The sequence below is a fragment of the Pseudomonas sp. P7758 genome (genome assembly GCF_013386485.1).
Classification (GTDB): domain Bacteria; phylum Pseudomonadota; class Gammaproteobacteria; order Pseudomonadales; family Pseudomonadaceae; genus Aquipseudomonas.
Map to the genome: position 1 here is coordinate 23,669 of NZ_JACARS010000138.1, position 17,353 is coordinate 41,021.

A 17,353-nucleotide genomic window follows, 5' to 3' on the forward strand; every position below is an offset into this window, starting at 1 on the left:
ATTGAAGGGGCGGGGGCGGTTCAGATGCCCCACGCGAAGGGGTCCTGTTCGTCGATCAGCAAGGTGCTGTCGGCGGTCATGTAGGCGCGGCCGGTGATGGAAGGGCGCACACGTTCGCCCTCCCATTCATAGCTGCCTTCGAATTGGCTGCCGGTGATGCTGGCTTGTATCCACGGCTCACCGGCGGCGAGTTTCCCGTCGGCCGCCAGGCATGCGAGCTTGGCGCTGGTGCCGGTGCCGCAGGGCGAGCGGTCGTAGGCCTTGCCTGGGCACATGACAAAGTTGCGGCTGTCGGCCTGGGGGTCGTCGGCGAACAGTTCGATATGGTCGATCAGGGCACCGTCTTCGCCGTGGATGCCCTGGGCTTCGAGGGCCTTGAGCATTGTCCAGGTGTAGTCGGTCAGGGCTTCGACGTTGTCCATTTCCAGCGCTTGGCCATGATCGGAAACCAGGAAGAACCAATTGCCGCCCCAGGCGATATCGCCGTGGACCAAGCCATGTCCAGGCACTTGCACCGAGACATGCTGGCGATAGCGATAGGCGGGCACATTGCGCAACGTGACTGCGCCGTCGGCGTGCAACGTGGCGCTGACCGGGCCGACCGGCGTGTCGATCTTGTGCACCCCCGGCGCGATCTGCCCCAAGTGGTGCAACGAGGCAACCAGGCCGATGGTGCCGTGGCCGCACATGCCGAGGTAGCCGGCGTTATTGAAGAAAATCACGCCGCAGGTGGCATCGGCCGAGACCGGCGCGCAATACAGCGCGCCCACCAGAACATCGTTGCCACGGGGCTCCAGCAGGCACGCCCTGCGCCATTGGTCATGCCGGGTGCGCAGGTCGTCGAGCTTGTCGACCATGGTCTCGCCGGCCAGCGTGGGAAACCCCGTCATCACCAGGCGCGTGGGCTCGCCGCCGGTGTGGGAATCAATGATGTGCACTCGTTTCATAGAACAATCCATCCAGTGGTTGGCTGAGGCTCAGGAAGCCAACTGTGCCCGGCCGATATCGGGCTCAGGGGCTTCGCTTTCGTCGTCTTCGGTTTCCAGGCGAACCAGGTGCGCCGGCACGCCGGTGGCCGCGCCCCAGTAATAAATCCCCAGCGCGCAAGCGGCGACGACCACGGTGTCGAACGGGTGGCTGAGGATGCCCAGGCCACCGAAGCTGCCGAGTTTCGACAGGATGATGGTCACGGCGTAGAAGCCGATCAGCCAGGCGGAGGAGCGAACCTGGCGGCCCAGGCTCAGGTGCAGGGTCGGCACAAAACGGCCGCACAGCAGGTACACCACGAACATCAGGATTTGCAGGCCGAGCAGCCACGACACGGTGCTCCAGCCGGACCAGTAGACGATCAGCGCGGCGATGATGAACGACAGCGGGCCGAGCAAGCCCATCCACTTGACCCGGAACGGGCGCGGCAGGTCAGGTGCATTGCGGCGCAGGGCGGCCACGGACACCGGCGCCACGGCGTAGCTCAACACCAGCGCGGCGGACACCACGTTGATCAGCGCTTCCCACGACGGGAAGGGCAGGGTCCAGAACACCGACAGGCCAAAGGTCAGCCACAGCGCCGGGCGCGGGATGCCGGACTTTTCGTCGATGCGGGTGAAGATCTTGAAGAAGGTTCCGGTTTGCGCCCAGCCGTAGATCACCCGTGGCGTGGCGTTCATGTAGATATTGCCGCAGCCGCTGGGGGAGATCACGGCATCGGCGACCACCAGGTACGCCAGCCAGCCCACGCCCAGGGCGAGCGCGATGTCGCGGTACGGCAGGGCCAGTTCCTTGGCGACGCCGGCCCAGCCGTTGGCGAGCATTTCGGTGGGAATGCCGCCGAGGAAAGCGGTCTGCAACAGCACGTAGATTGCAGTGGAGAGCAGCACCGACAGGATCAGTGCAATTGGAATGGTGCGTTGCGGGTTCTTCACTTCGCTGGCCACCGAGATGATCGGCGTCAGACCCAGGTAGGCGAAAATCACCCCGCCGGCAGACACGGCCATTTCAATCCCCGACAGGCCGAACGGCGCGAAGCCCTGGGCGTGGAAATTCTCCGGCTTGAAAAAGGTGAACAGCACGCCGATCACCAGCAGCGGCACGATGAACTTGAACACGCTGACCAGGTTATTGGCCATGGCGAAGGTCTTCACGCTGCGGTAGTTGAGGGCGAAAAACAGCGAGAGCAGCGCAAACTGCACGAACCAGCCGAGGACGGTGGGGTTGCTGGAACCCGCCTGCGTCAACTCGGGAAACCACGCCGCGGCGTATTGGCGTGAGGCGACCACTTCAATTGCCACCAGGCTTGAAAACGCGATCAGCGTGATAAAGCCCATCAGGTAGCCCAGCAGCGGGCCGTGGGAATAGACCGGGTAGCGCACCACGCCGCCGGCGCGGGGCAATGCCGCCCCCAGTTCGCAATACACAATGCCCAGCAGCAACACGGCGAAGCCGCCCAGCAACCAGGAAAAAATCCCCGCCGGCCCGGCGATGGCGGAGACGTGACTGGCCGCGAACAGCCAGCCCGAACCGAAGATCGCTCCCAGTCCGATAAAGGTGAGGTCGATCAATGAAAGCTGTTTCTTGAACTTGCCTTGGGCTGACATGGCGGCGCCTTCTTGTGGGTTATTGGATAGGCATGCAGTGGTCATACAGTGAACCCATCAACGGCGCCGCGATTGATGTTTTGCGCAGGCTGCGATGACGAAATCAGCACAATTTCGAGTGCTCGACAGGGCCACCGCCATGCGGCAATCTGCTCGCCAGGCACCGCCCCCCGGGCGCCTGGCCTGTCCGTAAAATGCAGGAGAGAGCGTCATGATGCAGAGCGCGTTCGCGACCCTATGCCAAGGGAGCGAGTCCAATCGTCCACAGACCATCGAAGAATTACTGGCCGGCGTGGGGTTGCTGTTGCCGATGCTGGACGTGATTCCCAATGCCGCGATCTTTATCAAGGACGTGCAGGCGCGCTACGTATTGGCCAACCGCACCCTGGTGCAGCGGTGCGGCTTGAAGGACTTGCAACCGCTGTTGGGAAAAACCAGCGCCGAGGTATTTCCCGCGCAGTTGGGGCCCGGCTATACCGAGCAGGATCGGCGGGTGCTGGAGCAGGGATTTGTCCTCGAAGACCAGTTGGAACTGCACCTCTACGGTACCCGCGAGCCGGGTTGGTGCCTGACCCACAAATGGCCGCTGTACAGCCGCGACGCTGCAATCATCGGCCTGGCGGGCATCTCGGTCGACCTGCAAACCGCCAGCGAAACCCACCCGGCCTATCAACGGCTGGCGGCGGTGGACGAGCACATCCGGGCGCATTTCAATCGGCGGGTCACGTTGGGTGAACTGACGCGGATCGCCGGGATTTCCGTGGCGCAGCTGGAGCGCTACTGCAAGCGCGTGTTCCACCTGACACCGCGCCAGATGATCCAGAAGGTACGCCTGGAACATGCGCACCGGCTGCTGCATACCGAGCTGCCGATCACTGAGGTGGCGTTGCAGTGCGGGTATACCGACCACAGTGCGTTTACCCGGCAGTTCAAGGCGTTGACCGGGTTTACGCCGCGCCAGTATCGGCAGGCGACCAGTGTGCGGTGATGTCTAATTGGATCTACGTGAATGTCATGAGCAGCGGTGGCGCCAACAAGGAGGGCGCCAACGCTCTTCGCAGTTGCGCAAACCTGGTCAGTTTTATCCCTGCCGTTGGTGCGACTTATCAAGTCGTCCAGTCCGTGCCGGTGAGTGGCTGCGTGGTGGATGTCACCGACAAAAGCACCGGGGGCTCTCCCGATTCGTTCAGAAGAGAAGCGGTTATCGGTGGGTGTTCGCCTTGACTCAGTAGGACGGCGTCACCTGGGTAATCACTGGCCGGCCTTCAACGTTTCAAGCATCGCCTGTGCTGCCAGCGCATGCACCTTGCGCGTCGGATGCCATTCATCCCAGTAGTAATGCGCATCCGGGTTTTCACACACCGGCTTCACGTCCGGATAGGTGTGTTGGCAGGGCGTATCCAGGTCTTTCAACCCCGCCACCTGGGGAGCTGCGCGCAGCTTGTCGCTGAACGCCACGTGGTCGAAGTAGCTGATGCTGACCTGATGCGCCTTAGCCAATGTGCTCAGCACAACCGGCAGTTTTTGTTCCAGTACCTGCTGGTAGTTTTTCGCGTTCTCGACTTGATTGCCCTGCACCACGGCTGGCACATGACTCAAATCCGTGGTGCCCACTACCATCACGTGTTTTGCGCCCGCTGTAATCAGTGTCTCGGTGGCTTTCTGAATATTTGCCACGCTGTTCTGGCTGAGTACGGCAACCGACTCGGTGTGCGAGAAGTCGGCCCATTCAAAAAAGTCGTTGGCCGAGATGAAAATGAAAAACAGCGCCTTCGGGTCGGCTTTTTGTGCCTTGGCGGACTTCAGGTAGTCAGCGATCTGGCCTGAAACGCCGGTGTCGCGGGCGGGCTCCATCCAGGCGTAGTAGTTGCCATTGCCACTCTTGGCGCCGCCCACTGCGTAGTCGGTCAAGGGTGTTTTCAAGGCGTGGGCCAGGTTCTCGACGGCAGTCGGGCCATTGCTCCAGCGGCCCTTCCAGTACAACGAGCCGGGCAGTTCCTGGGCATCCTTGACCTTCAGAGTGGCCAGGGTCTTGGTGAAGCGTTCACCCGCACCGTTATCGGAGTAGCTATCGCCGAACGCATAGAGGTGATCGTAGCGGGGAGCGCCAAAGGCGGTGGAGGCGGTCAGTACCAATAGAGCGGCCAAGCAAGCGCGTAGAGTCATTGGAAATCTCCCGGGTGGTGCTCCAAGAGTACTGGCGATGAAGTGCATGCCCGCGGGCGGTTGCGACCTGTGTGTAGCTGAGGGCGCAAAGACTGTCCTGTATGCGACAGGTGGCTATCGCTGGTAGTGTCCGCAGAATTGGGCATTCACATCAGGAAGATTGAGATGGCATCAGCGATAGAGTTGTCTTTTGAAGTTACGGAGCAAGAGCGCCAGGCCATCCTTCAGCCGCTGAGGGCATACAACATCAGCCAATGCGGCGAGAACCCGTTCGAAACGTTTGGGCTGTTACTGCGTGATCCCGCCAGCCAGGAAGTGGTGGGCGGCCTGTACGGGAAAATTTCCTATGGCTGGATGTTCATTGAGCTGTTGAGCGTGCCTGAGTCAATGCGCACTCAAGGCATGGGCTCGCGGCTGATGCTCGCGGCTGAGGAGCTGGCACGGGAGAAAGGGTGTGCGGGGATCTGGCTGGACACCTTCAGCTTCCAGGCGCCCGGGTTCTACCGGAAGCTGGGTTTCAGCGAGTTCGGGCATATTGCCGAGTACCCGCCAGGACACACGCGCCACTTTTTCCAGAAGCACCTGGGCTGAGGGCTAGCGGGTCACCGACCGCCACGTGACCAAGCCGTCCAGCCCTTTATCGGACTTCAAGTACCTGAGCACGTTCTGCACCTGGGCCTTCTCTTCAAACGGGCCGACAAATGCCCTCTAACGCTTCAAACACCCACAAACTTTATTGGATTGCAGCAACAATTTTTCTTGTTGGACACCTCCCTCCCCAAGCAGCAAAGATGCGGCCACTGACGCTCGACCTTCCAGGTCAACAATAAAAAATCGAGCCGGGCTGCACGCCGTTTTCTTGCAGTGAACCCTTTGTTCACTACCTGCTTTACTGGCGCCGCAGCGCGCACTTAAGGACCTCACCACCATGCAAACTGTTGTGAACCTATGGCCGCTGATTGGCGTACTCGTCATCGTGGTCGGCTTTGTGTTGCGCTTCAATCCGCTGCTGGTCGTCACGGCGGCAGCGATTGCCACCGGGTTTGCCGCCCACTTTCCACTGGAAAAGATCCTCGCCACCATGGGCGACGGCTTCCTCCAGACTCGCGCCTTGCAATTGATCCTGTTGTTGCCCCTGGCTGTCATCGGCTTGCTGGAGCGCCATGGCTTGCGCCTGCATGCGCAAAACTGGATCGCGCGCTTTGAGCGGGCCACGGTTGGGCGCTTGCTGATCATCTATCTGTTTGTGCGTGAATCCACAGCGGCCATGGGCCTGACGAGCCTGGGCGGGCACCCGCAGATGGTGCGCCCGTTGCTGGCGCCGATGGCCGAAGGTGCGGCAGAAAAACGCTATGGCAAACTCCCCGACAAGCTTCGCCACAAGGTCCTGGCCATGTGTGCCGCGACCGACAACGTCGGGCTGTTTTTTGGCGAGGATATCTTCGTCGCCTTTGGTGCGATTGCGTTGATGCACACCTTCCTGCTGGGTTCGGGGATTGATGTCGAACCTCTGCACATTGCGGTCTGGGGCATCCCGACGGCGATCTGCGCCTTCATCATTCACGCCATTCGCTTGCACCGCTTTGACCGAATGCTGACCCGAGAGCTGTTACCGGCCAACACAGCGGAGGCGGCGCAATGATCATTTCCATTCAATACCTGTACTGGCTGGCCGGCGTTCTGCTGGTGATCACCGCCGGGATGATCCTGATGGATCGCACCCACCCCAAGCGCTGGTCGAGTTCGTTGTTCTGGCTGCTGTTTGCCATTCCGTTCCTGGTGGGGGAGCGCCTGCCCTCGGTGGTGGTCGGCGTGGGCGTGGTGGTGATGGCACTCATCGCGGGCCTGGGCGGCGTAGGCCGCGGCGCGCATGCCCAGTTGCATGACAAGGCCGCACGGGCCAGCGCTGGTCGCCTGGGGCATAAATTGTTTATCCCGGCATTGGCCATTCCGTTGACCACGGTGATCGGCTCGGTATTGCTCAAACACACCGAGATCGGCGGCGTGCCGCTGCTGGACCCGAAGAACACCACCTTTGTTTCCCTGGGTATCGGCTGCCTGATTGCACTGGCGCTGGCCTGCTGGCTGACGCGGGACACGCCGGTGCAAGCCCTTCGCGAATCCCGGCGCCTCACCGAAGCGCTGGGCTGGGCGATGGTGCTGCCACAGATGCTGGCGATGCTCGGGCTGTTGTTCAACGAAGCGGGCGTGGGCACAGCGGTGGCGCACATCACCACCACCTATATCAACCTGGATTACAAGCTGGTAGCGGTGATGGTGTATGTGTTGGGCATGGCACTGTTTACCGTGATCATGGGCAATGGCTTTGCCGCCTTCCCGGTGATGACCGGCGGCGTTGGCGTACCGGTGCTGGTGGGCATCTACGGCGGCAACCCGGCGGTGATGGCTGCCATCGGCATGTTCTCCGGTTACTGCGGTACGCTGATGACACCCATGGCGGCCAACTTCAATATTGTCCCGGCGGCGTTGCTGGAGCTGCCGGATAAAAACGCGGTCATCAAGGCACAGATGCCGACCGCGTTGATGATGCTGGTGGTCAATATTGTCCTGCTCTACCTGCTGATGTGAGGCTGTAATGCGCACTGTATTGCTGACGGGTTTCGAACCGTTTGACCAAGACCTTGTCAACCCGTCCTGGGAGGCGGTACGCCTGTTGGAGGGTGTGCAGTTGGGCGCTGATGTGCGGATTGTCGCGCGGCAGTTACCCTGTGCCTTTGCCACGGCGGGCGAGCGCCTGGCTCAGCTGTTGGCCGAACACCGCCCGCAGATGGTCATTGCTGTCGGGCTGGGCCCCGGGCGCAGTGATATTTCCATCGAGCGGGTCGCGATCAACCTCAACGACGCGCGGATCCCGGACAACCTGGGTGAGCAACCTGTCGACACGGAAGTGCTGCCCGGCGGCCCTGCGGCCTACTTCGGCACCTTGCCGAGCAAGGCCATGGTGAGGGCCGTGCGCGAGGCCGGCATTGGGGCCAGCGTGTCGCAAACCGCCGGCACTTTCGTGTGCAACCAGGTGTTCTATCTGTTGCAGCACGCGCTCGCCGGGTCAGGGGTACGCAGCGGTTTCATCCATGTGCCGTGGCTGCCCGAGCAGGTGGTGGGCCGAATACCCGAGCCGGCCTCGATGGCGTTGCCGATGCAGGTCGAGGGCTTGCGGATTGCGCTGCTGACGGCCTGGAATACCCTGGTGGATATCACTGAAACGGGTGGGCAAGTCAGCTGAGGTTTTCGGCTTCGCGTCCCGGGAAAAACAACGCAAAGCATGTCACACCGTTCTCGCTGCTCACGCTGTATCGGCCGTTATGCAACTGCATGATGGTCGCGACAATCGACAGCCCCAATCCATTGGAATGCGCCGAACGCTCCCGTGCTTCATCCACGCGATAAAACCGCTCGAACAACCTGGGCAAGTGCTCCGCCGGGATGGTCGCGCCGTGGTTGGTCACCGTCAGGTTGATGCCTTCGGCGCAGGGTGCGGCCTGGATCAGCAGTTCAGAGGCGGGCGCACCATATTTGATGGCGTTGGCGCACAGGTTGGCCAGGGCACGGCGCAGCAGCATCGGCTCGGCCCAGATCACACCGGCGCCCTGGGCGAGGATGCTGATGTCGACATCGCCCGCCAGGCCTTCGAAGTAGTCGGCCATGCGTTCCACTTCATCGGCCGCGTCCAGTTCCTGGCGCTGGCGCAGTGCACTGGCCGGGTCGGTGCGGGCCAGGAACAGCATGTTGTCGAGCATGCGCGCCAGGCGTTCGAGTTCTTCGACGTTGGAGGCCAGCAGTTGCTGGTAGGCCTCGATGCTACGGTGTTGCTGCAGCGCCACCTGGGTTTCCCCGAGCAAGTTATTGATCGGCGTGCGCAGTTCGTGGGCCATGTCGGTGGAGACCTGGCCCAGTTGCACAAAACCCTTGGCCAGGCGTTCGAGCATGGTGTTGAACGAATCAATCATCGGCAGCAGTTCTTTGGGGGCGCCGTGGCTGTCGAGGCGCGCGGCGAGGTTGCCGACGCCAATGCCCTGGGCATGCACGGCCAGGCGCCGCAATGGCAGCAGGCCGCGATGCACCATCAGGTAACCGACCACCGCCAGTACCAATGCCGCGATGCTGGCGAGGATATAGACACTCAGCCGGTAGCTGGCGAGCACTGCGGTGCGCTCGGTCATCAACCGCCCGGTAGTGACTTGCAGGCTGCCCAGGTCGCCTGAATCGATGGTGGCGGCGAGGGTGGAGAAGGGGACGCCATTGACGCCGGGTAAATGCTGCACGTCGGCGAATTCCAGGGCGTGGTCCCGGGGCACCGGTGCAACGTCGGGCATGTCGATGTTGCCGGGGTTCACTTCCAGCAGCGGTTTCTGCCCGGGTGCGGCGATGCTCAGCACCGATTCGCGGTTGCCCAGCATGTTCTGGAACAGTTCGGGCTTGGTCTTGATCAGGTCCAGGGTGTTGCTGTCGTTCAGCAGGTTGCGCAGTTGGTCGACGCGGTAGATCAGCGCAGCGTCGTCACGGTGGATCAGTTCGCGCTCAAGGTCGCGGTACAGCGCCACGCCGAGGGTCGCCAGCAGGGCGAACGCCAGCAGGGCGAAGATCAGCGCCAGGCGCAGCGTCAGGGAGTAATGCCGGGGCTTGCTCATGGTTGCGTATCGAAGCGATAGCCGATGCCGCGCACGCTATGGATCAGCTTGAGCTGGAACGGGTCGTCGATTTTCAGGCGCAGGCGGCGCACGGCCACGTCGACCACATTGGTGTCGCTGTCGAAGTTCATGTCCCACACCCTTGAGGCAATCAGCGAGCGCGAGAGTACCTGGTCCTGATGGGTGGCGAACAAGTGCAACAAGGCGAACTCCTTGTTGGTCAGGGTGATGCGCACGCCGCCACGGCTGACGCGGCGCTTGAGCACGTCGATCTGCAGGTCGGCGATCTGCAAGTGTTCTTCTTCACGGCTTGGCCCGCGCCGGGTCAGGGTGCGCAGGCGCGCCACCAGTTCGGCGAAGGAAAACGGCTTGATCAGGTAATCGTCGGCGCCCAGTTCCAGGCCCTTGATGCGGTCGGCAATATCGTCCCGGGCGGTCAGGAACAGCACCGGCGTGTCGGCTTCCTTGCGCAGGCGACGCAGCACTTCCCAGCCGTCCATCTTCGGCATCATCACGTCCAGCACGATCACGTCGAACGGGGTTTCCAGGGCCTGGTGCAAACCGTCCACGCCATCGCGGGCAAGGCTCACGGAGTAACCCAGTTCCTGCAGGCCGTTAAGCAGGTAGTTGCCCGCCTTGGGCTCGTCTTCGACTACGAGGATATTCATGGGATTCGCCCTGGTGATGTGCAGTTCTTGCGTGGCGCAAGTGTAGCCCGATCAATTGTCATTGGGGCAGCCGATGCCCTGTACTTGATAGTCCAGCACGTGTTCGCGGCCCTGGCTGTCGAGGTAGTCGAGGCGCGCAGGGACAATGCCGCACTGGCCGTAGGTATCGGTGCTCGACAGTACTTTGGCCACGTCCATGTGCATGAAGAAGCCGGGGGTGTCATGGATCACCGAGGTGGTGGCGGTGGTATCGGCAAAGGCCGAGCCGGTGGCGAGGAGGGCAGCAAAGCCAAGGATAAACAGTTTCATGGCGGTATCTCTCTTTAAGGGTTGGCTGCCGGTATCCGGCAGTGAGTTCACAGTAACCAGGCGACACAAACAGCCAGCCAACAGGATGATGACAAGATCGTAATGAAGGGCTTAAGGCTGGCGGCCGGACGCTTCGAGGATCAGGTCGGTGATTTCCTTGGCGTGGGAAACCAGGGACAAGTGGCTCGATGGCACCTCGATGGTGGTGGCGTTCATGCGCTTGGCGAGAAAGCGTTCCAGGTCCGGGTTGATGGTCTGGTCATTGCTGGACACCGCATACCAGGACGGCTTGGTGTGCCACGCGGCGTTGACGGTGCGACCGCTGAACAGGGTCTTGGCGATCGGTTGTTGCACGGCGTACAGCTCCATGGCCTTGGCGTGGGGTACGTCGGCGGCAAAGTACTTGAGGAAGGCGTCCTGATTCAGAGTCAGGTAACCGTCGTGCTCCACCACACCGGCCCGCACGGGTGTGCTTGGGTACTTGGCGGACAGGGCGACGAAGTCTTCGTTGGCGTCCGGAGCGCGGGCGGCGACGTATACCAGGGAGCTGACCTTGGGGTTGGCCCCGGCGTCGCTGACCACGGTGCCGGCGTAGGAATGGCCGACCAGCACGGTAGGACCGTCCTGTTGATCGAGTACGCGATTGGTGGCAGCGACGTCATCCGCCACCGAGGTCAGCGGGTTTTGCACGGCGGTTACATGCAAGCCGGCGGCCTGCAGGCGGGTAATCACTTCGGACCAACTGGAACCGTCGGCCCAGGAGCCGTGTACCAGCACTACGTTATTGGCTTTCACCGGTGCAATCGGGCCGGCCACGGCGGCGCCGGTCCCCAGCATCAACAGGCTGGCGGCGATCAGGCAGAGTTTGCTTGCAGGTTTCATGGGCGGGCTCGCTTCATTTTCAGTGGGAAGTTGGGTCACCCGCTGTGGGTGACTGACGACTTCACTGTATGAAGTGAGGGTGCGGGCAACACTGACAGCTTGATGACAAGTTTGTAATGCAATGGGCAGCCGGAAGGCTGCCCTGGTTGGACGGTGACCCATCAGACAGTACGGGCTGCTTGCAGGCGTTCAGCGCCGCCTTCCGCCAGGCCGCGTTCGTGCAGGCGATCTGCGCCGCCCTCGGCGAGCAGGTGGGATGACTGGTCTTTGACCGCGCCAGCGTCGGTGTCGGCCGACGCCATGGATGACAGCCCGAGGCCCGCGATGACAGTCAGGCCGAGTACCAGGGACGAAGCTTTCGAGAGATTGAACATGATGAGGCTCCTACGCGTGAGTCAGCCGGATTGGCTGGTGGTCGTAGTTAATCGCCGGGGTGTATCTGCCATGTGTGCCCAGGCGTGGCGAAATGCGGGTTCGCGTATCCAGGCGGGGTTCCCATACAGTCCGATACAAACCACGGGAAGGTTTACAGCGTTTGGGCCGATCCGTAGATTGCACCAGGCAAGTGGTTCGTCAGCGCCCAAGACCGGGTGACGAAAGCAAGAGGAAGCCGAGCAGTGTCCACCCGCGATTCAGCTGTATTCGCCCACCGTTACCGCGCCTTTCTGTTCGATATGGATGGCACACTCCTGAACTCCATTGCCGCCGCCGAGCGCGTATGGGCCACCTGGGCTGAACGCCATGGGCTGGATGTCGAGGCCTTTCTGAAGACCATCCATGGTGCCCGGGCCATCGATACCATCACCCGCCAGGCGTTGCCCGGTGTGGACGCGCAGGCTGAGGCGCAGTGGATTACCGAGGCTGAACTTGAGGATGTGGAAGGGGTGGTGGCGATTGCGGGCGCGGTGGAATTCCTCAACGCATTGCCCGGCGATCAATGGGCGCTGGTTACGTCTGCCCCCAAGGCACTGGCTCTGCGCCGTATGCAGGCGGCCGGGATCAACCCGCCGGCGGTGCTGGTCACCGCGGAGGATGTCGCCAGCGGCAAGCCGGATCCGGCCTGTTATGTGCTCGGTGCGCAACGGCTGGGAGTACCGGTACAGGACTGCCTGGTGTTTGAGGATGCCAGCGTCGGGATTCGCGCCGGCGAGGCGGCGGGGGCCGATGTGATGGTGGTGACGTCGACCCACCTTGTGCCCATGGTCACCGCGCATCCTTCGATTGACGGGTATGAGCGTCTACAGGTTCAGCGGGACGAAGCCGGGCTGTTGCATCTACAGCGCCTGGCGTAAAAAAAGGCCGACCCGGTTACCCGGATCGGCCTTCTTCGTAAAGGGGCGGTTCAACGTTGGAGCCGTTTCCAGTCAGCGTCTGCAGGCGGTTGCCCTTGAGCCCCTGGCGGGACAAGACCATTTCCTTGAGGATTTCGCTGGCAAGCCTGGCAATCGCCTCCGGCCCTCGATGGTGGGCGCGGACGATGCCGGTCACTGCAAAGTGATCAGCTTCCGGGCCGCTGAGAATCGCGGAAAGCGTGCCATCGGCATGCAGGGTGCAGACGATTTTGTAGCTCGGCAGGCGCGCTGCCAGTGCTGATTCGATTTCGCTTTTACTCAGTGTGTCCATCAGCGCTACAACCTTTCACCGACCGTGCATGCCCAAGCATAGGTTGTGTCGCGCAGCTGTAAATACCGGCGATCTGATAGCAAGTGCGGCGACGGTTTCAACCCGCTTGCGGGATACACCGCGCTGGGGCAACGAACTTCAAGATGAAACCCAAAGCCGTCAGGATGAGGCTTTGCGGCGATCACTGTGAGGCGCGCGCCGGCACAGTCTGCGATGGACGGCGACCTGAATGGGCTTGAGGCAGAAGAAAAACAAGTACGCGCTCAGGAACAGCGTCAGGTCCAGCCATGAGTAGGCTTTGTCGGAGGAGCCTTCGATTTCGAACTTGAGGCCATACTCCAGCGCCACAAACGCCACGCTGATCAGCGTGACAATCAACCAAGACTTGGATAAGTAAGGCTGTTTAACGGTACGCCTCATCAACGTGCTCCTTGGCGCGCTGCAGACTGTAGGGGATTTGTCACGAGATTCGGCCCTGGAAAACTCCACAAGTTCCCTTTGTTTGCAGGCTGTTTCATGCGTTGAACGCAGCCAGCGACTATTACTGAGAAGTGTTCCTGCCATGTGTCATACAAAAGGGAGTACGCCTTATGTTGGTTCAGTGGTTTCTTGCAGCAGTCCATTTACTGGCATTCGCCATGGCATTGTCGGCCGTGCTTGCGCGTGGCAAGGCATTGCGCGGTGTATCTGATAGTGACCCATCCACCCTGCGCCGCGTATTGATCGCGGACAACATCTGGGGAATCAGTGCCCTGGTGTTATTGGTAACCGGTGGCCTGCGGGCCTTTGGCGGCTACGAAAAGGGCAGTGATTATTACCTGCACCAGCCGTTGTTTCACGTGAAGATGACGCTGCTTGTATTAATTTTGTTACTGGAGCTCGCGCCGATGATTCGCTTTATCAAATGGCGCATCGCGTTGGCGCGTGGCACGCGCCTCGATTTGCACCAGGCAGGTCTTTTTGCGCGCATCAGCCATGTGCAGGCGTTACTGCTGGTGCTGATGATGATTGCAGCGAGTGGCATGGCACGCGGTGTCGGCCTGGGATGACGCTGGCCTGACGCTGGAACAAGGGAATAGGGCGCGCTGGCCGCGGGAAGCCGCGAGCAGGCTGAAAGAGGTTTTCGCCAGCCGTTACAGTGAACGAAAGGGCTGGCTACTGGAGGCGCTTCAAGGTGTCTGGTTTTTATCCGGAGCCGTCAGGCCCGCCTGGATACGTTGGTAGATCTCCTCGCGATGCACGGCAACGTCCTTTGGAGCATTGATGCCGATTCTTACTTGCTGGCCGCTAACGCCCAGGATGGTGATCGTGATGTCATCACCGATGTTTATGCTTTCACCGACTTTGCGGGTGAGTATCAGCATGGACTTCTCCTTGATTGCTTTGAAGGACACATGTTTCAGACAGGGCAGATGTCGGATGTGTGTAGCTTACTGCGAAGCGCTTCCCTGTGGCTGCCTCTTTTAGGACGCATAGAGGCGGCATTAATTCCCATGCCGCCATCATACAGGTCTGCGATACATCATTCGCATTGTTTAAGCCAACGTTTATGACGGCCAGAATAGACAGTGAATGATAAAGTCGCCTCTTTGATCCTCTAAGGAGCAGGGTAGTGCGTAAAGTAGCGATGGCAATTGCGGTGTTGGCATTGGCCGGTTGCGGTGAAGGTAAAAGTGTCGACGCCCCCAAGGCCAGGCCTGCCGTTGCCGAGGCGCCCGCCCAGGCGCAACCTGCGGTCGGCGCGATCGCCTCTCAAGAATGGGATGTATGGGTGGGGCCGCCGGATCACAAGCTGCAGGCGATGACTGACTTGACCGCGTGGTTGCTGGAACACGGTTTCAGTTTCTATCTGGCGAAGGAAGACGGTAAGGACCAGGTGCTGCTGGGCCCATTCAGCACCAAGGCCGAGGCCGAGGCGAAACAAGCGCAGTTGACCGAGAAACTGGCCACTGCGAAGAAGAATGACACGGTGTCCGAGGTCATCGAACACAAGGTTGCGCAGTAAAGAGTCGACAAGCGGGAGGCCATGGCGCTCCCGCTTTTTTCGTTCAGCCGCAGGCTTTCAAGTTCACCGGGCCGACAAATTCATTGCCGCGCCCCATCACGCACGCCACGGTTTGATTGCGCTGGCGTTCCCAGGGCTGTACCGGGTAGGTCTTGTTCCAGGCTTCATACAGCTGGCGATCCTGTTTCGACAGGCGCAGGCCATACTGCTTACTCATATAGAAATAGGTTCGGGCGATCATGCCGCGAATGGAAGGGCGGGGCATGACCTTCTTGGCCTTGAAGTCCACCTGGGTCAGGCATGATCCATATTGGCCGCTTTGTACCGGCAGCCAGCCAAAACTGAAATTGTTTCGGTCGCCATTCACCTCGCCGATGCTCGGCACCAGGTTGTGCAGGTCGGCTTCGGCCCGCTTGTAGACTGCGTCCTTGCGGGTGCAGTTCTTGCGCCCGCCATCCTGCCAGCACTGGCGCTGATGGCCGATCTGCCAGGCCGGAACAATGTGTTCCCATTCAATACGTGCCGCCCGGTTGGCGTTTTTGCGCGGGATATAGCCGCAGGCTTTCAGGTCTACCCGGTTGCCGTTGTATTTGCAGCCGCAATAGAACTCTGTGGATTGCGGTTCATACAGTTTCCAGGCGATTTTCTTGGCTTCGCTGAACGTCCTGGGGGCTTGGGCTTGAGCGGTAACAGCAAAAAACACACACAACAGACTGATAAAACGGACACTCATTGACTCAATCTTCCTTCGGCACAACCCAGAAAATCTGCACGCCACCGTCATCGCGATAGGCGAGGGTGACGTTGTCGTTTTCTGCGATTTCCTCCAGTAGTCGTGCCCACTCGTCTTCCGGTTCCTCCGGCAAACGGAAGATCAACGCCGCCTTGTTCTTCTGGGCGTTGGTGGAATTGATGATTTTTTGCACGCGAACGGCCAGGCGTTGATAGGCGTCAGGCGCTGCGGGTGCTGCGGAAGAAGGCTTTGCCACGGAGTATTCCTTATTATGCTGTACGTGCATACAGTATTTAACTGTGGGCAATTTCGCAACTGCTTAAAATTCAAGAAGTTCTTCTGACAGTGGTTTTGCCGATTTGGTGTAGGAACGCTTTGTTTTTCAAAGGTTTTTTTGCGCGGGGGATAAAGCGGGGGAAATCAGACCCGCTCGCGGTACGCCACGAGCGGGATGGCCCAACCGTTGCCGGCCGGGCCCGGGAGCGATCAATATTCCCAGAACATCCGTTGCAGTTCCTTGCTGTCCTGGGTCTTGGTCAGGGCGACCATGGCCAGGATGCGGGCTTTCTGCGGGTTCAGGTCATGGGCAACTACCCAGTCGTATTTGTCGTCTGGTTGTTCGGCGTTACGCAGAACGAAACCACCGGCATTCACGTGGGAAGAGCGAATGATCTGTACGCCTTGCTTGCGCAGTTCCTGCAGGGCAGGCACCACCTTGGACGACACCGAACCATTGCCGGTACCGGCGTGGATGATGGCTTTCGCGCCGGCCTGGGCCAGAGCCTTGTAGGCGGTGTCGCTTACGTTGCCATAGGAATAGGCGATTTCGACGTCCGGCAGGCTTTTGATGGTCTTGATGTCGAATTCCGAGTTCATGGTGTGACGCTTGGCTGGCAGGCGGAACCAGTAGGATTTGCCTTCTACCACCATGCCCAGCGGGCCCCATGGGCTCTTGAACGCTTCAGTCTTGATGTTGATCATCTTGCTGACGTCGCGACCCGACTGGATCTCGTCGTTCATGGTCACCAGTACGCCTTTGCCGCGGGCGTCCTTGCTGCCGGCGACGGCAACGGCGTTGTACAGGTTGAGCATGCCATCAGCCGACATGGCGGTGCCTGGGCGCATCGAGCCGACCACGACGATTGGCTTGTCGGTCTTTTCCACCAGGTTGAGGAAGTAGGCAGTCTCTTCCAGGGTGTCGGTACCGTGGGTGATCACGATGCCGTCGACGTCCTTGCTGTCGGCCAGTTCGGCGACACGACGACCCAGTTGCAGGAGGTTTTCGTTGGTGATGCTTTCGGAGGCAATTTGCAATACTTGTTCGCCGCGGACATTGGCGATCTGGCTAAGCTCAGGAACACCGGCGATCAATTGTTCGATGCCGACCTTGGCGGCCTGGTAGGTCGCACTGTTGGCCGCGCTGGCGCCGGCGCCGGCGATGGTGCCGCCGGTGGCAAGGATCACCACGTTGGACAGTTTTTGCTGGGTTTCAGCTTCTTTTGCCTGAGCGGCAACGGGGAACAACAGCAGGAGGGCTAACGCGCCCGGTACGAAAGTTTTCAACGCAGATTTCATTATTCTTCTCTCTAGTTTTGATGAGTGCTGATGCAGGTTCATCTAGAAACACCCGGGCGGTTCTGAACGCCACGAGGTGCTGAGTAAGAGCAGGATTTGTACCAGCGGGATTTTGTTTGGCAATAGAATTTAACCTATTGATTTATATC

General features: G+C 60.5%; 22 protein-coding genes. 8 read left to right on the plus strand and 14 right to left on the minus strand.

Annotated features, from left to right (window positions below; all coding sequences use genetic code 11):
* Positions 1-20 precede the first annotated feature (20 nt).
* Positions 21-947, minus strand: a complete 927-nt coding sequence (locus tag HX873_RS25985; RefSeq protein ID WP_008438732.1) for a 4-hydroxyproline epimerase — start codon at positions 945-947, stop codon at positions 21-23.
* Positions 948-977: 30 nt separating this feature from the next.
* A complete protein-coding gene (locus HX873_RS25990; RefSeq protein ID WP_177020887.1) occupies positions 978-2,594 on the minus strand; it encodes an APC family permease in 1,617 nt (538 codons plus the stop codon).
* 211 nt (positions 2,595-2,805) lie between these two features.
* Here HX873_RS25990 and HX873_RS25995 point away from each other — a divergent pair, with 211 nt between their 5' ends.
* Entirely contained in the window at positions 2,806-3,582 is a 777-nt protein-coding gene (locus HX873_RS25995) for an AraC family transcriptional regulator (protein WP_174717779.1), read from the plus strand.
* A gap of 263 nt (positions 3,583-3,845) precedes the next feature.
* Here HX873_RS25995 and HX873_RS26000 read toward each other — a convergent pair whose 3' ends face one another.
* Positions 3,846-4,760, minus strand: coding sequence for an SGNH/GDSL hydrolase family protein (locus HX873_RS26000; RefSeq protein ID WP_177069224.1), 915 nt, complete (start codon positions 4,758-4,760; stop codon positions 3,846-3,848).
* A gap of 165 nt (positions 4,761-4,925) precedes the next feature.
* Here HX873_RS26000 and HX873_RS26005 point away from each other — a divergent pair, with 165 nt between their 5' ends.
* The 4 genes from HX873_RS26005 to pcp all read left to right on the plus strand — a co-directional run bounded on the left by HX873_RS26005 (position 4,926) and on the right by pcp (position 8,004).
* Positions 4,926-5,351 (plus strand): GNAT family N-acetyltransferase, encoded by a 426-nt coding sequence (locus HX873_RS26005; protein ID WP_177035808.1) that lies wholly within the window; start codon positions 4,926-4,928, stop codon positions 5,349-5,351.
* Between the two features lie 337 nt (positions 5,352-5,688).
* Complete coding sequence (locus HX873_RS26010; RefSeq protein ID WP_003219990.1) at positions 5,689-6,402, plus strand: DUF969 domain-containing protein; 714 nt, start codon at positions 5,689-5,691, stop codon at positions 6,400-6,402.
* Entirely contained in the window at positions 6,399-7,349 is a 951-nt protein-coding gene (locus HX873_RS26015; protein WP_003219989.1) for a DUF979 domain-containing protein, read from the plus strand. The genes HX873_RS26010 and HX873_RS26015 overlap by 4 nt, the downstream gene beginning before the upstream one ends.
* Before the next feature lie 7 nt (positions 7,350-7,356).
* Positions 7,357-8,004: a pyroglutamyl-peptidase I gene (gene pcp / locus HX873_RS26020; protein WP_008438704.1), complete on the plus strand. Its 648-nt coding sequence runs from the start codon at positions 7,357-7,359 to the stop codon at positions 8,002-8,004.
* Here the strand turns inward: pcp and HX873_RS26025 are convergent.
* The 5 genes from HX873_RS26025 to HX873_RS26045 form a co-directional block, all read right to left on the minus strand.
* Positions 7,997-9,409 carry a heavy metal sensor histidine kinase gene (locus HX873_RS26025; RefSeq protein WP_177123410.1) on the minus strand — a complete coding sequence of 471 codons (1,413 nt, stop codon included), beginning with the start codon at positions 9,407-9,409 and terminating at the stop codon, positions 7,997-7,999. The genes pcp and HX873_RS26025 overlap by 8 nt on opposite strands.
* Positions 9,406-10,077: a heavy metal response regulator transcription factor gene (locus HX873_RS26030; protein ID WP_003219986.1), complete on the minus strand. Its 672-nt coding sequence runs from the start codon at positions 10,075-10,077 to the stop codon at positions 9,406-9,408. The genes HX873_RS26025 and HX873_RS26030 overlap by 4 nt, the downstream gene beginning before the upstream one ends.
* Positions 10,078-10,128: 51 nt before the next feature.
* Positions 10,129-10,386: a DUF2790 domain-containing protein gene (locus HX873_RS26035; protein ID WP_003219985.1), complete on the minus strand. Its 258-nt coding sequence runs from the start codon at positions 10,384-10,386 to the stop codon at positions 10,129-10,131.
* Between the two features lie 111 nt (positions 10,387-10,497).
* A complete protein-coding gene (locus HX873_RS26040) occupies positions 10,498-11,268 on the minus strand; it encodes an alpha/beta fold hydrolase (RefSeq protein ID WP_008438701.1) in 771 nt (256 codons plus the stop codon).
* Positions 11,269-11,429: 161 nt separating this feature from the next.
* A complete protein-coding gene (locus HX873_RS26045; RefSeq protein WP_177123411.1) occupies positions 11,430-11,642 on the minus strand; it encodes a phage infection protein in 213 nt (70 codons plus the stop codon).
* Positions 11,643-11,885: 243 nt separating this feature from the next.
* Between HX873_RS26045 and HX873_RS26050 the strand changes: the two genes are divergently transcribed.
* Positions 11,886-12,560 carry an HAD-IA family hydrolase gene (locus HX873_RS26050; RefSeq protein ID WP_003219982.1) on the plus strand — a complete coding sequence of 225 codons (675 nt, stop codon included), beginning with the start codon at positions 11,886-11,888 and terminating at the stop codon, positions 12,558-12,560.
* A gap of 16 nt (positions 12,561-12,576) precedes the next feature.
* Here the strand turns inward: HX873_RS26050 and HX873_RS26055 are convergent, their stop codons facing one another.
* Both HX873_RS26055 and HX873_RS26060 read right to left on the minus strand, forming a co-directional pair.
* Positions 12,577-12,891 carry a hypothetical protein gene (locus HX873_RS26055; RefSeq protein WP_008438700.1) on the minus strand — a complete coding sequence of 105 codons (315 nt, stop codon included), beginning with the start codon at positions 12,889-12,891 and terminating at the stop codon, positions 12,577-12,579.
* A 159-nt stretch (positions 12,892-13,050) separates the two neighbouring features.
* On the minus strand, positions 13,051-13,311 hold the full coding sequence (locus HX873_RS26060) for a hypothetical protein (RefSeq protein ID WP_003219977.1): 261 nt from the start codon (positions 13,309-13,311) through the stop codon (positions 13,051-13,053).
* A 170-nt stretch (positions 13,312-13,481) separates the two neighbouring features.
* Between HX873_RS26060 and HX873_RS26065 the strand changes: the two genes are divergently transcribed.
* On the plus strand, positions 13,482-13,940 hold the full coding sequence (locus HX873_RS26065) for a DUF2214 family protein (protein WP_008438699.1): 459 nt from the start codon (positions 13,482-13,484) through the stop codon (positions 13,938-13,940).
* A gap of 120 nt (positions 13,941-14,060) precedes the next feature.
* Here HX873_RS26065 and csrA read toward each other — a convergent pair whose 3' ends face one another.
* Positions 14,061-14,255: a carbon storage regulator CsrA gene (gene csrA / locus HX873_RS26070; protein ID WP_003192511.1), complete on the minus strand. Its 195-nt coding sequence runs from the start codon at positions 14,253-14,255 to the stop codon at positions 14,061-14,063.
* A 263-nt stretch (positions 14,256-14,518) separates the two neighbouring features.
* On the opposite strand from csrA, the gene HX873_RS26075 reads away from it, so the two are divergent.
* Positions 14,519-14,896: a hypothetical protein gene (locus HX873_RS26075; RefSeq protein WP_032899812.1), complete on the plus strand. Its 378-nt coding sequence runs from the start codon at positions 14,519-14,521 to the stop codon at positions 14,894-14,896.
* 43 nt (positions 14,897-14,939) lie between these two features.
* Here the strand turns inward: HX873_RS26075 and HX873_RS26080 are convergent, their stop codons facing one another.
* The 3 genes from HX873_RS26080 to HX873_RS26090 all read right to left on the minus strand — a co-directional run bounded on the left by HX873_RS26080 (position 14,940) and on the right by HX873_RS26090 (position 17,204).
* Positions 14,940-15,629, minus strand: coding sequence for an endonuclease (locus tag HX873_RS26080; protein WP_008438696.1), 690 nt, complete (start codon positions 15,627-15,629; stop codon positions 14,940-14,942).
* Positions 15,630-15,633: 4 nt separating this feature from the next.
* Entirely contained in the window at positions 15,634-15,885 is a 252-nt protein-coding gene (locus HX873_RS26085; protein ID WP_008438695.1) for a DUF1654 domain-containing protein, read from the minus strand.
* 230 nt (positions 15,886-16,115) lie between these two features.
* Positions 16,116-17,204 carry an asparaginase gene (locus HX873_RS26090; protein WP_003219965.1) on the minus strand — a complete coding sequence of 363 codons (1,089 nt, stop codon included), beginning with the start codon at positions 17,202-17,204 and terminating at the stop codon, positions 16,116-16,118.
* Positions 17,205-17,353 lie beyond the last annotated feature (149 nt).

Excerpts from the sequence above, each read along its gene's own strand:
- HX873_RS26035 (WP_003219985.1), bottom strand. The coding sequence starts at position 10,386 with ATGAAACTGTTTATCCTTGGCTTTGCTGCCCTCCTCGCCACCGGCTCG.
- csrA (WP_003192511.1), bottom strand. The coding sequence starts at position 14,255 with ATGCTGATACTCACCCGCAAAGTCGGTGAAAGCATAAACATCGGTGAT.
- HX873_RS26080 (WP_008438696.1), bottom strand. The coding sequence starts at position 15,629 with ATGAGTGTCCGTTTTATCAGTCTGTTGTGTGTGTTTTTTGCTGTTACC.
- HX873_RS26000 (WP_177069224.1), bottom strand. The coding sequence starts at position 4,760 with ATGACTCTACGCGCTTGCTTGGCCGCTCTATTGGTACTGACCGCCTCC.
- HX873_RS26005 (WP_177035808.1), top strand. The coding sequence starts at position 4,926 with ATGGCATCAGCGATAGAGTTGTCTTTTGAAGTTACGGAGCAAGAGCGC.
- HX873_RS26030 (WP_003219986.1), bottom strand. The coding sequence starts at position 10,077 with ATGAATATCCTCGTAGTCGAAGACGAGCCCAAGGCGGGCAACTACCTG.
- HX873_RS26060 (WP_003219977.1), bottom strand. The coding sequence starts at position 13,311 with ATGAGGCGTACCGTTAAACAGCCTTACTTATCCAAGTCTTGGTTGATT.
- HX873_RS25990 (WP_177020887.1), bottom strand. The coding sequence starts at position 2,594 with ATGTCAGCCCAAGGCAAGTTCAAGAAACAGCTTTCATTGATCGACCTC.
- HX873_RS26025 (WP_177123410.1), bottom strand. The coding sequence starts at position 9,409 with ATGAGCAAGCCCCGGCATTACTCCCTGACGCTGCGCCTGGCGCTGATC.
- HX873_RS26045 (WP_177123411.1), bottom strand. The coding sequence starts at position 11,642 with ATGTTCAATCTCTCGAAAGCTTCGTCCCTGGTACTCGGCCTGACTGTC.
- HX873_RS25985 (WP_008438732.1), bottom strand. The coding sequence starts at position 947 with ATGAAACGAGTGCACATCATTGATTCCCACACCGGCGGCGAGCCCACG.
- HX873_RS26040 (WP_008438701.1), bottom strand. The coding sequence starts at position 11,268 with ATGAAACCTGCAAGCAAACTCTGCCTGATCGCCGCCAGCCTGTTGATG.
- HX873_RS26065 (WP_008438699.1), top strand. The coding sequence starts at position 13,482 with ATGTTGGTTCAGTGGTTTCTTGCAGCAGTCCATTTACTGGCATTCGCC.
- HX873_RS25995 (WP_174717779.1), top strand. The coding sequence starts at position 2,806 with ATGATGCAGAGCGCGTTCGCGACCCTATGCCAAGGGAGCGAGTCCAAT.
- pcp (WP_008438704.1), top strand. The coding sequence starts at position 7,357 with ATGCGCACTGTATTGCTGACGGGTTTCGAACCGTTTGACCAAGACCTT.
- HX873_RS26055 (WP_008438700.1), bottom strand. The coding sequence starts at position 12,891 with ATGGACACACTGAGTAAAAGCGAAATCGAATCAGCACTGGCAGCGCGC.
- HX873_RS26090 (WP_003219965.1), bottom strand. The coding sequence starts at position 17,204 with ATGAAATCTGCGTTGAAAACTTTCGTACCGGGCGCGTTAGCCCTCCTG.
- HX873_RS26015 (WP_003219989.1), top strand. The coding sequence starts at position 6,399 with ATGATCATTTCCATTCAATACCTGTACTGGCTGGCCGGCGTTCTGCTG.
- HX873_RS26075 (WP_032899812.1), top strand. The coding sequence starts at position 14,519 with ATGGCAATTGCGGTGTTGGCATTGGCCGGTTGCGGTGAAGGTAAAAGT.
- HX873_RS26010 (WP_003219990.1), top strand. The coding sequence starts at position 5,689 with ATGCAAACTGTTGTGAACCTATGGCCGCTGATTGGCGTACTCGTCATC.